Below are 12143 nucleotides of genomic sequence, written 5' to 3' on the forward strand. Positions count from 1 at the left end.
AAATTGTTTTCCACATAAATCGAAGGACCCTTCCATTTCAGAAGGGTCCTTCGATTTATGTGAACCATGACTATTGTAAATTTGCGGAAGTAACATTCTTCCAATGATTATTCGTTCCTATTTCAGCATGCTTTCCAACAAAGGCCATGCTTGCCTCCGAATCATTCATTAATTGATATCTCATCCAAGCTGTCAAATAACCTCTATGCTGCCCGCCATCCTGCTCTATCGCTGTATGTGCAGCGCCCTTAGCCATGGCCATCAAGACCGGAAGATCCGGACTGGTATTGTTCAAGGCCAATTTGTTGGAGTCTGACGGGGAGATGATGAAATCTCGGGTTCCTCCTATAACAAAAAACGGAACCTTCAGCGCTGATGTATCATACACGTCCTCTGGATCACAATATTTCAGCTCAGGCAGAGCAATCGATACAACCGTTTTGATGAGATCCCCGTTCTCAAAATTCGTGTGAGCGTTAATCACACCCGTTGATCCCTGCGAATGCCCTGCCGCACCGACCTGATCTTTTTGAATCCTGTGATAGAACGGGCTGACCGTCGCTTCATTTTCACTGAGCATATATTGAATCGCAGCCATAATTTCTTTTCCTGTACCCGTGGTTTGACTGTATGTATCAATGACAATAAATCCCCAACTGGCCAGGTGTCTTAACAACTGATCATAATTGTCAGGTAATGCCCCGGTTCCGTTGCCCCAAGCGATGAGTGGGTGCAAAACATCCGTTGATTGCGGAGAATAAATCCTGTACAGCTTCTCGCCTTGCTCGTCCTTGATTTCCAGCGTATCTACCTCGTACGTGCCGGGTAGAGCATATTTTTCTTCAACACTTCCGGCTTCAAAAGTAGCAGATACCGAATTTACGAGGATGAAGGATAGTACGCAAAATGCAGCGATCAAAATACCGACAACACCCGTTATCCATAAAAACCACTTGCTCCGAATTACTCTTTTCACTTGTGGCATACAATCTCCTCTCACATTAAAGCGGTATTCGTACGTAAAACATACCACAGGTATAGCGCTTTTTGTTTAGAGATATTTTTGTTACATCAACCTTTTCGCATTTCATAATAAAACACCCACGAAAAACTGAACATGTCTTCATGAAAAGCCTTCGATATGATGTTTCTTAGTTAATGGTCAATACTCCAAATGTATGACTTGCAAAATTAGGAAAACGTGCTAATATAAATTCAAACACCGTTTTAAACATTGTTTAAATAACTTTATTGGAGGTTTTACATATGGAACCAGACAAGAAAAGTGAAACAAAAGAAAAGATTATGCAAGCCACACTAGAGTTCACCAAACAAAGTGGATTTGAAGGCATCACCATACGAAAAATTGCCGAAGCCTCTGGCACAAATGTATCCCTGGTTAATTATTACTTCGGCTCCAAAGAAAATTTGATCAGTGAATCTATTAAAATGATTCTGAGTGGCTTTCAGCATACCTTTGTTATACTCGATGAATTATCCATTCCCGCCCGAGATCGATTAAAGCAATTCTTAATGGATTATTTACAAGTCATCCGTGAATATCCCGAATTGTTATCCAGAATTATTCTTATGGGTTCAGCAGATTTCTCATCTCAACAGGAATACGGTTCATTCTTAAATTTATTGGGGTTCCCCAAAGTTCAAAATACGTTAAAAGAGATAACCGGAGAGCAACAACCGGAACGACTGACCACAATGATGACGCAAATTTTTGGGGCGCTTTTTCTTCCGGCACTTATGAGTCCTATTCTGGAAAAAGGAGCTTCTGTGAAGATTGCTCCGATAGAAGCACAAATTGACTTGCTCTTTGAAAGATACTTTCATTAAACGACATTGATGGAGGCGATTCAGTTGAACATGTTAAGAAAACATTGGCAGGACTTGGGATTGATCATTGCATTCTTTGTATGCATTTATCTCATCTTGGATTGGGGAACACTTCCGCGCATTAAAAGCATTTTATGGTTAAGCTTTATTGCCATACTCCTGCATCAATTTGAAGAATACCGATGGCCGGGTTACTTTGCAGGCTTGTTTAATAAAGTATTGTTCCAAAGTAAGACACCTGAGAGATATCCGTTAAATCAGCAGTCAGCGATGATTATTAATCTGATTATCGCCTATGTGTTTTATTTGCCGCCTGTACTCTTCCCTTCCGTTGTATGGCTGGGTCTGGCACCTATATTCATGGGATTTTTCCAGATTATCTGGCATGGCATCTTCGCTAATATAAAAGCAAAAAGCATATATAATCCCGGATTATTTTCAGCGATATTTCTGCATTTGCCAATTGGAATCTGGTACATTAAAAGTGCCTATGAACAGAATATGTTAACACCAACAGACTGGCTTTGGAGCATGATTTACTTTGTCGTAGCTGTCTATGTTTTAATTGTTAAAGGCAATATGTGGCTAAGAAACAAAAACTCCGTTCATCCTTTTTCACAGAAACAATTAGGATCTTATACTAAAAAATAAACCTGTGACTTTAATATAAAATAAACGCATCGCGTCTATGGATTCGATGCGTTTTACGTTTCTCTTTTGAAATGATTGAATTTCTAAATGTTGAACTTTTCCGTAACTTCCTGCACTTCTATCTCATTGAAAAGAAATGGAGTATTCATTAAATATTCTCTGATACACGCTTGTGCGTACGGCTGCTCATCAATTAATCGTGATGCTTCTCTAGGATCGGAAGAGTGGTGGCTGTAATTCTCAATTATGCACATGATAAAGAAACTTTCCAGAACCTCAACATAATCTCTTGGCAGTGTCCTTACACTTTCATAACCTCTGATGAACTCCAAACGTTGTGCGGGGAAAAGCCCTAATATTGTGTTTGCTATATCGTAAAGATAATATCCGTAGCCACATCGGCCAAAATCAATTGGATTAGGTTGTTCATCGTTGAATACGATGTTACCAATATGTAAATCTCCGTGGATGATTCCGTAATGCTGTGGATTCTGATCCAAGTTTGCAAGTTGGGATAATATTTTATGGGATGCTCTCTGATATGTCTTCCATGCCTGATTGGATAAAAACCTTGTGTAATAGCGGCTCAGCTTGGACATATCCACTTTAAAACTCTCTTCGCCCCATTCAGGCCGATCAAAATCAACAGAAGGCACAAAACGGGTAGTTGCTTCATGGAGTTTTGCGGCCATAGAGCCCATACGGTATGCACAACGTTTATTAACCTCATTTCCATCCATATGCTCTCCGTCCACCCAATTCATCATCGTGATATAAAAGTACATCCCCGCTTCTTCTGCCTCCATGGACAAAACATACGAGCCGTCGCGACTCGCCACACCCTGAGGTACGTGGAGATCATCAGATGTGCCCAATGATTGGAGCAAAGTAAGTTCTGAACGGATAGCTTCTTTACTTAGCCGATTGGAATGAATGCGAAGCAAATAGCTTTTCAATCGAGATGTATCGATTTTGTACGTGATGGTATCTGACAACTGAATGAAATGTATACAATCCCATGCTAATTCATACTGATCTAATGCCCTTAGACATACACTTCTCGCCTGAACGAGCAAACATTCAAGTTCTTCATGCGTCCCACTTTGAAAAAAAGTCATCATTGTCCTCCTCATTCATCATCCGCAAGCGAATCTAGATGTACAACGAATTATACAGAACAGACCATTGGGGGCGAATATAACAAACGATTTTAAAACATTTTTTACATAGAATGCTGTTCACGAAGAGCATTTCCAACACAAAAAAAGCCGCCATTTCAGGCGACTTTCCTAAGGTGCAAGTAAGCTATACCATGATGGAGGTTAACGTCTGTGTCTACAAAATCTCGAAATCCAAGCCGGCTTATACTGGCGAATGAGTATACGATTTTCTAAGGAACTCCGGACATCTTATTTCGCCTTCAATTGCTCTTTCTGAAAAGTAAGGAACTTCAGACACCTTATTTCCTGAAATAGCTGACAAAAACGTGCAAACGGCTGTTTTATTATGTTATAGCGCGTCTCAGGTTCCTTAGATTTCTATGATCACTTCGAACCCTTGAATAAGACGCCTCAGATTCGTTAGCTTTAGCGTTCCCTCCATGCTCTGCACCAACCACTCTTTATTTCCTCGTGAACAGAAAAAAGATCCTAAGATTTCGGTAGATCCGTTTGAGTCAACTGGGCTGAAACTTCCCATAGACGACGGGCTTGCTCTGGGTCGATGGCATAGTCCTTGACTCCAAAGAAGGCTCCGTCCGCAGGAGCTGGCTCACTGATGTCACAATCTTCGCAATACACGCCACCTTTTCCATCAAGTTGCGGAGATGTCGCTGCCCATACTTGCGTTGCTGCCCCTTGCTCAGGCGTTTTAAAGTTTGGATTAGCGACTTGACCAGACTCATCAATCCAACCCAATGAGATCATTTCCTCTTTCGGCATATGTCGTTGCAGCGGCGTCAGAATTCCACCCGGATGTACAGAGAACGCACGCACTCCCTGATCTGCACCGCGTCTATCCAGTTCGACGCTAAACAGAATGGTTGCTGTTTTGGACTGTCCATAAGCAGGGAACTTTTCATAGCCATTCTCAAATTGCATATCGTCCCAGCGAATTGGTGAGAAATGATGCCCTGTTGAGGCAACGGATACAACCCGTGCTCCTTCATGGCTGACGAGTGCCGGCCATAATAAGTTCGTCAGGGTGAAGTGTCCAAGATGGTTCGTAGCAAATTGAGCTTCCCAACCCGGGCCTACGCGAGTCTCTGGACAAGCCATAATTCCCGCATTCAGGATCAACATGTCGATACTCCGGTGGCTTGCCAGAAAACGCTCGGCAAAAGCACGGACGCTAGTGAGATCTGCGAGGTCCAGTTCATCAATCTCTACATTATCTAGCCCTGCAAGAGCCTCTTTGGCGATGGCTGGCCGACGTGCGGTCACAACAACCTTGGCTCCAGCACGAACGAGTGCACGTGTAGTTTCCAGTCCCAATCCGGAATATCCACCCGTGACAATGGCAAGTTTTCCGGATAAATCCGTGTTATTCAATACTTCCTCAGCTGTCGTGCGATGGTTGAATCCGGAACCGATTTTATGTTGTGAGGTTTTTGAATTATTATCCTGGTTCATCAAAACAATCTCCTTCCAGATGTATCTTCTTCAAGTTTACAGCTTAGAGTGTACTCTAAGTCAAATATAACGAATTCCCCTACTTCAATGCTCCAAACCTTTACTAATACAAAAAAAGCCCGGTTCATCACCGGGCCTACAATCAAAAGTATAAGGTTGTATTTCAATTATATTTTTATATACTTCACCCATTGCTCATACAGTTCAGTCTCACTGCATTGAAAGATCCCTTCGAAATCTTGAGGACTGCGGATTAGTTTGTTCAATGCATCTACTCCGTATCGCTCAACCACAAATTCCACCATCATATAAGAGAACTGAAAACCTTTCATCGTTTCAAAATCCCACGTATCGTTATTTAATTCATCAAAAGATGGAATCGAATGATTGCGTATGCTATCTTCCGTTGATCCTTTAATGAAATCTTGGGACATCTGTTTCGCCTCATATCCATCAATGCCCTGTCTGATCCATTTGGGAGCTGCAGGATTAATATCGCTGATTAGCCACATGGCAAACAAGTGGACTGTGCCTTTCAGAATGGATTGATACGTATGCTCCGGTCCCGGCTCCAATGGAGAGACAATTTTCAGAGTACGCCCTTCATATGTGCCCATAAACCAATTCGGGGCATCTGTTTCGCCGACAGCTTGATGGAACGTTGGCAGATCAGGATAAATTTCAATAACTACCTTTTGTGATGGATGATGTTTATATTTGGTCGACACTCGTTCAACACTATTGTTGAGCTCATCGAACAAATCTTGATGCACTTTTGACGTACGATCATTCGTATCTTGGTTTTCACCTTTATTTACAATGGAAATCAGTTCATGAATAGACATGATGGCAATATCCCCCCACTCTTTCAGTTCTTTTCTTAATTTCTCCAAAGCCCGGTACAGTCTGTTCTTTACTGCGTTTTCCCGTCGTCCAACAATCTTGGATATTTCGGGCAAGGTGCAGTCAACGAAAAAGCGTAATGCAATAATCTCCTGATCAATCTCATCCAACTTTTGTAACGCAGAGCCAATATCAATTCGAATATCAACATGTTTCGTAAATTCAAGAGAGATCGATTGCGATTCATAATCTGTAAAATCATAAGGAGATTCTTTTTGTCGTGATAACCTGCGATATTCGTTCTTCACCGTGTTCTGAGCAATCTTAAAGATCCAGGTGAATAAATTTGAGCTTCCTTTAAAGCTGTGAATATTTTCGACTGCTTTCAAAAATACCTGTTGGGTCAAATCATCTGCAACCAACGAGTTCAATTTCAGTGAGAAGTATTTGCTGATTCGTTGACGATATTGCTCATACGTGTTCTCAAAGATGGTGATGCTTTCCTGTTCATCCGGATAAACAGGTTTCGTGTCACGAGCTCCTGACATGGTGGGGAACCTCCTCTTGATTTACATATAATTAGACACCGGAGGAAGCAAAAAAGCCACGCATGAGAAAAAATAATTTTGACTCCCTCACCTCTTTGATATGAATTCTGCTAACTTTTGAAGTAGAAAACAAACAAAGGCAGCCGATCGCACTGACCGGCTACCTTTGTTCTTTAATGAAACATAAATTTTAATCCTTGCTTATTTCAGCTCGATGAAGCTTTTAATTGAGTCTGCATGAAGACCAGTTCCTCAGCTAATTTTTCTAGCCGACTTAAGGCTTCAGTATCTTTAATGTTATTCTCAGCATCAAAATGATCACTATTCAGATATACATAGCTTGGGGCGACATAGGAGCGGAAAAAGCCGGCAATCGGTTTTAATTGATTTTCCACTACCAAATAATGCTGATAGGTGCCCCCGGTTGCTATAAAACCCATCACTTTATTGTAAATGCTCTGCACGGGCAGAAGGTCGAATACATTCTTCAGTACGCCTGTCAGAGAGGATTGATATATTGGTGTGCCGATAACGTAAAAGTCAGCATCAATCAATTTTTGGACCACCAACTGGGTGTCTTCATTGTAATCCTCCAACTTGCGACCATCGCAAAATTCGATCCCTTTATAATCTCTTAAATCTATGAGTTCCACTTCAATTTCTGGATGATTATTTTTTACGAATTGGAGTACAGCATCCACACCCACTGGTGTCTTTGATCCAATCAGTGACCCGGATAATCCGATTAATTTCACAACATTAACCTCCTATGATTTCTTCTTCATCATCAAACTATTCCATGGTTTCCAACGCACATTCCTTCATCACATGAAGCATGCTGCCTAGGGTGATTTTTTCTAACTGCTGCATTAACTGCTGTTCACTTTCTATGAAAATGTTTGCGAGCTGAATATCTACCTCTGCTGTTATATTCCCTTTTTTCATAATGGATGGTTTGGGGATCTGAAGCGGCTTGGAAGACACCAGGGTGTACACATCTTTCAAGGTTATCTCATACGGGTCTTTAGACAAAACATAACCACCGTCAATACCTTCTTTTGACTTAACGTATCCCACTTTTTTGATCGAGCTAAGGACTCGGCGTATCCTCGCCGGGTTCACCCGAATCCTTTCAGAGATCTGAGTACTGGTTAGTTTCTCATTTTCATGTGAACTAAGGAGAACCAGAATATAGATGACAACACTTAGCTCACTGTTCATAGCTGCCTACTCTCCCAAAATAATGACTTCCGTCTCCAATTCAATATTAAATTGATTACGTACTGTTTTTTTAATTAATTTGATTAATTCTAAATAATCCTCAGCAGTGGCGTCATCTGCATTAATGATAAAACCAGCATGCTTCTTGGAAATTTCCGCTCCCCCAATGCGAGTGCCTTGTAAATTACACTCTTGAATGAGTTTTCCGACATAATGTCCCTCTGGACGTTTGAATACACTTCCGCAAGAGGGAAATTCAAGCGGTTGTTTGGATTCCCGTTTAAACGTTAAATCCTGCATGATACTCGAAATGACATCCTTATTCCCTGGTTTAAGCTTAAATTCCACTTCAAGTATGATGTATTGATCCGTTCGAAAGATACTGTTTCGATAACCAAGCTGCATCTCATCTCGGACCATGTTTATCAGCTCTCCGTTTTTAGTAACCACTAGCGCTCGCTCAACGACCTCATCCATCTGACCACCGTAAGCCCCCGCATTCATATATAAGGCGCCACCTGTACTTCCGGGTATTCCACATGCAAACTCCAGACCTGTTAAGCTGTTGTGTAAAGCAGTACGTGACACATCAATAATGTTGGAACCGCTCTGCGCGACAATCTTGTCACCATAGACTTTAATCTGATCAAATTCGCTCAGAGAGAGCGTTATTCCACGCACGCCCTGATCTTTGATAATGACATTTGATCCTTTTCCAATAATCGTTAGAGGTATTTGATGTGTTTTTGCAATGTTAACCACGTTAATAATTTCTTCTTTCGTTGTGGGATGGATAAGTATGTCTGCTTTACCACCCAGCTTTATATACGTGTGGTCTTTTAATGGCTCATTCCATTTCAATTTTTCCAAAGGTATGTGATTCTCAAAAATATTCATGACATTCTCTCCCTGAGTTGAAAAGACATGATTGCACGATCGGCAAATAGAAAGCTCCTTCATTGTATGTTTAATATGAGATATTGGTTGAAAATATTCCGTCATCCTGACAATTAATCACATTTTTTGACCTCACCACGGTAATTCGCCATTCGGAAACTGGCCCCGCATCCACATGAAACTTTTGCATTAGGGTTATTCATGGTGAATCCCCCTAACATTCCACTTTCTTCGTAATCAATCTCAAGTCCTTCAATATATGGAACCGTATTGGTGTGAACCAATATACGAAATACACCTTTATCTAATAAGATATCCCCTTCTGCTTGCTGTTCATCTACGATAAGGCTATAGGATAAACCACTGCATCCCCCCTCATCCACCCCGACCCGAAGGAAAGAATTCTGGGTATCCGCAATTGCCAGGATTTCAACGATTTTTTCTGCTGCTGCTTCACTGACCTGAATCATTGTTATACCTCCTTGGAGCGTATTTTTTGGCTAGCCGGTTGTTTTTCAAACGCAGCCCATTAAAATCTTAATGATTTCTTCAGGACTCGTATATGCATTAAAATAACGACAACCTGTTGATTGCAGATGGATAGGAATATCCATAAGTTCCAGCGACCCGCTATACAATATCACTCGATATTTCTCGGGAAATTGTTCTATAAGCAGCTCAATATTGTCCACATTCATATCTACGATGATCACAGAATTATCCGGAAGTTGATCCATGTTACTACCGATCACATCACGAGTAGCGTCCAGTACATGTAACGACGCCTCGGTTTGAATCAACAAACTTAAACTTTTAACAATGTGATGCGTATCGGATAGGATTAACACATGGTTCATTCAGAAAACCTCCGGATAAAATGATGGCAATCGCAGGATATTCCTTTGCGTTAATTCATGTTTGTAGTAAACCATTCCATCAAGCAAGGTATGAAAGCAGCTAGAGCGACCCCTTTGGGTGTAAGTTCATACATGATCTGTATGGGATGTGTTAGGGCTTTTCTCTTCACCAACTGATCATTCTGAAGATCTTTTAATCGTTTAGAGAGGATCGCTTCTGAGATGGAAGGCACATTTTCGTAAATTTCGCTGAATTTCTTAGGACCTTGCGAAAGAGTACATAGGATATGGATCGTCCATTTCGTTCCGATAATACGATAGGCTGTGAAAAGTTTCTCGGTATCCGAAGTCAACATCGCATGAACACACCTTCCTTGGCTTACCCCCGTTTATTTGTTTTTCAAGCCTAACGATTGCAGTCCCGTTCTTATTTGGTCTGTTATTGGTGCAATTCGAGTACTGGCAATCAAGCTCAAGACGATTAACACCAGATGAAAGCCCATCGTTACGATTAATCCTGATTGCAATGACATCCCGCCAGCTTGACACACCACCAGGATAGAACCACCGATCCCGATGACTACGCCCGGTGTAAATGAATCTGCAAATTGCAGATTTGCCGAGGTTTTGCCAACGCCTTCCTCTCCTGTTTGGGCAAACGCAACAACACCACTAATCGGATGTGCCAATCCAATTCCTATTCCAGCTATGATTTGGCCTATAACCGCTACGGTAACGGTCACAACAGGAACCCAAAATACGATGGTAATTCCGATGGCAAGCAGGAGTACACCAATAATAATTCGTGTATGACGTCCACGACCCTGATCTGCCGAGTCCCAACGCCCTTGCATATAAGCAATGACACACCAGCTCAGTGCAGCGCTTGCTACAATTAAACCAGCCTGAGAAGGTGTAATGCCTTTCACCTCAATTAAAGCTAATACCAAGAAATTTTGTGTACTGGTATAAGCAGCGAAGAACAATCCACGCGTAGCGAGTATAGCGGGCATACCTCTTCGCAAAGCAAGGGTTCCCTCCGGCAGCAGTTTGCGCAGTGGGTATACCATCAGAACTCCCCCAATAAAGACGATAACAAATCCAATAATTGACGGAAGCTTTCCAAGTCCCACTAATAAAGTTCCCGTACCTATCGTTAATAGCAGCGCCATCCAAGTAGCGGCAGATCCTTGCTCCCCTTGTGAAGGCTGTGATTTTAATTTCGTAAAGGCAGGTAAGCTAAGGAGCGCTGAAATTAACAGGATCGGTAGAATCCCCCAGAACACAAAGCGCCATGACCACTGATCTGCAATAAGCCCTGCAACGTATGGACCAAGCATGGACGGAAGAACGTAGGCTGTACCGAATGCGCCCAGTATTTTGGCACGTAATTCATCAGGATAACTTAAGGAAATCGCCGTGTACACGCAAGTCATCATAGCTCCGGCCCCCAAACCCTGCATGGCGCGTGACGCGATCATGGTATACATATCTCCTGCAGTTGCGGCTGCGACCAGCCCGACAATAAACAATAGAAGTGCGAGCGTAAATGGTACTGCGGGTCCCCTTCTATCAATAATCCGACCAACAACCAAGGTGCCTATAATCTGTGCAAGCAGATATGTACTGAATATCCAGCCAAACAGGTTAAGACCGTTCAGGTCTCCAGCAATGGAAGGAGCAATTGTCGTTACCGACAAACCTTCAAATCCAACAGCCATCACTGACAATATAATTCCTATGGATAATGCAAAATAACGCGGACTGAAAATACTTCGAGAATGGGACGACATGATATAGGACCTCCAAGAGAATTTTATGTATACACCGTATCCGGATACTTAGTAAACATTTTACTTTACAAAGTTTAAACTACAGTTCGCCTTTGACTTTGTCAATGTATTTGTTTAAAATGTATGAAATAATGAAGATTCAGTTGCTTAAAAAGGAGGTTCACCATGAGCCGGGATCAAACGAAAAAGGATGCCTCAACCAGTACCCGAAAAGCAATCATTAACCTGCTTAAACAGCAAGGTGGAATGGATGTTGTGGCACTCTCCTCCCAATTTGCGTTATCTGGAATGGCTATCAGGCAGCATTTAAATGCACTGAAAGAAGAAGGATTGGTTACTTTCGAAGAAGAAGCTCGTCCCATGGGTCGACCAACCAAGCTATGGAGATTAACCCCCGCTGCTGATCGTTTTTTCCCTAGTGGATATTCGGAGTTATCCGTCAGTCTGATCAATTCCATGAAAGAAGCTTTCGGAAATGAAGGACTGGACAAGCTGCTCAGTGTTCGGAATAAAAATATGCAAGAACAATATCTTCAGTACATTGGTGATGCATCCGGCGTGAAGGAAAGGCTGGAGAAACTGGCTGAAATTCGAACAAATGAAGGCTATATGGCCGAGGTTAAGGATCAAGGCGATGGTAGCCTGTTGTTTATAGAGAAGCATTGTCCAATCTGTGAAGCTGCGGCAGTATGTACCGGGTTATGTAAGAATGAACTGCATTTATTCAAAACGATTCTTGGAGATCAAGTTCATATTGAACGGGGAGAGTATATTATGGCAGGAGGAAGAAACTGTATATATACGGTTAGAGAACATCATTCATTGTAAGTCATTCCGAACATTTTGAGCCCATTT

Annotated in this window: 14 protein-coding genes; 3 read left to right on the forward strand and 11 right to left on the reverse strand. The window is 41.9% G+C overall.

All coding sequences use genetic code 11. The annotated features are described in order from the left end of the window. Positions 1-70: 70 nt before the first annotated feature. A complete protein-coding gene (locus gpAD87_RS11385) occupies positions 71-985 on the reverse strand; it encodes a poly(ethylene terephthalate) hydrolase family protein (protein ID WP_064638448.1) in 915 nt (304 codons plus the stop codon). Between the two features lie 281 nt (positions 986-1266). On the opposite strand from gpAD87_RS11385, the gene gpAD87_RS11390 reads away from it, so the two are divergent. Both gpAD87_RS11390 and gpAD87_RS11395 read left to right on the forward strand, forming a co-directional pair. Further along, positions 1267-1848 (forward strand): TetR/AcrR family transcriptional regulator, encoded by a 582-nt coding sequence (locus gpAD87_RS11390; RefSeq protein ID WP_064638450.1) that lies wholly within the window; start codon positions 1267-1269, stop codon positions 1846-1848. Between the two features lie 24 nt (positions 1849-1872). Continuing rightward, on the forward strand, positions 1873-2499 hold the full coding sequence (locus gpAD87_RS11395; protein WP_157258451.1) for an HXXEE domain-containing protein: 627 nt from the start codon (positions 1873-1875) through the stop codon (positions 2497-2499). An 83-nt stretch (positions 2500-2582) separates the two neighbouring features. Here gpAD87_RS11395 and gpAD87_RS11400 read toward each other — a convergent pair whose 3' ends face one another. The 10 genes from gpAD87_RS11400 to gpAD87_RS11445 all read right to left on the reverse strand — a co-directional run bounded on the left by gpAD87_RS11400 (position 2583) and on the right by gpAD87_RS11445 (position 11288). Further along, on the reverse strand, positions 2583-3632 hold the full coding sequence (locus tag gpAD87_RS11400) for a phosphotransferase enzyme family protein (RefSeq protein ID WP_331710881.1): 1050 nt from the start codon (positions 3630-3632) through the stop codon (positions 2583-2585). Positions 3633-4148: 516 nt separating this feature from the next. After that, entirely contained in the window at positions 4149-5129 is a 981-nt protein-coding gene (locus tag gpAD87_RS11405) for an SDR family NAD(P)-dependent oxidoreductase (RefSeq protein WP_064638453.1), read from the reverse strand. Between the two features lie 167 nt (positions 5130-5296). After that, positions 5297-6520: an RNA polymerase sigma factor gene (locus tag gpAD87_RS11410; protein ID WP_064638455.1), complete on the reverse strand. Its 1224-nt coding sequence runs from the start codon at positions 6518-6520 to the stop codon at positions 5297-5299. Between the two features lie 206 nt (positions 6521-6726). Next, entirely contained in the window at positions 6727-7275 is a 549-nt protein-coding gene (locus gpAD87_RS11415) for an NADPH-dependent FMN reductase (protein ID WP_064638456.1), read from the reverse strand. Positions 7276-7312: 37 nt separating this feature from the next. Further along, positions 7313-7741: an Rrf2 family transcriptional regulator gene (locus tag gpAD87_RS11420; RefSeq protein ID WP_064638458.1), complete on the reverse strand. Its 429-nt coding sequence runs from the start codon at positions 7739-7741 to the stop codon at positions 7313-7315. A gap of 6 nt (positions 7742-7747) precedes the next feature. Further along, positions 7748-8638: a UDP-N-acetylmuramate dehydrogenase gene (gene murB / locus gpAD87_RS11425; RefSeq protein ID WP_064638460.1), complete on the reverse strand. Its 891-nt coding sequence runs from the start codon at positions 8636-8638 to the stop codon at positions 7748-7750. A 113-nt stretch (positions 8639-8751) separates the two neighbouring features. Continuing rightward, on the reverse strand, positions 8752-9108 hold the full coding sequence (locus gpAD87_RS11430) for a HesB/IscA family protein (RefSeq protein ID WP_064638461.1): 357 nt from the start codon (positions 9106-9108) through the stop codon (positions 8752-8754). Between the two features lie 45 nt (positions 9109-9153). Beyond that, the gene (locus gpAD87_RS11435; RefSeq protein WP_063565055.1) at positions 9154-9495 is read right to left on the reverse strand and encodes a hypothetical protein; all 342 of its coding nucleotides are present in this window, start codon (positions 9493-9495) and stop codon (positions 9154-9156) included. A gap of 50 nt (positions 9496-9545) precedes the next feature. After that, complete coding sequence (locus gpAD87_RS11440; protein WP_063565056.1) at positions 9546-9851, reverse strand: winged helix-turn-helix transcriptional regulator; 306 nt, start codon at positions 9849-9851, stop codon at positions 9546-9548. A gap of 33 nt (positions 9852-9884) precedes the next feature. Next, entirely contained in the window at positions 9885-11288 is a 1404-nt protein-coding gene (locus gpAD87_RS11445; RefSeq protein ID WP_064638463.1) for an MFS transporter, read from the reverse strand. A 165-nt stretch (positions 11289-11453) separates the two neighbouring features. On the opposite strand from gpAD87_RS11445, the gene gpAD87_RS11450 reads away from it, so the two are divergent. After that, entirely contained in the window at positions 11454-12116 is a 663-nt protein-coding gene (locus gpAD87_RS11450) for a helix-turn-helix transcriptional regulator (protein WP_064638465.1), read from the forward strand. The last annotated feature ends 27 nt before the right edge of the window (positions 12117-12143 follow it).

The organism is Paenibacillus sp. AD87 (assembly GCF_001659845.1).
Taxonomy (GTDB): Bacteria; Bacillota; Bacilli; order Paenibacillales; family Paenibacillaceae; genus Paenibacillus; species Paenibacillus marchantiae.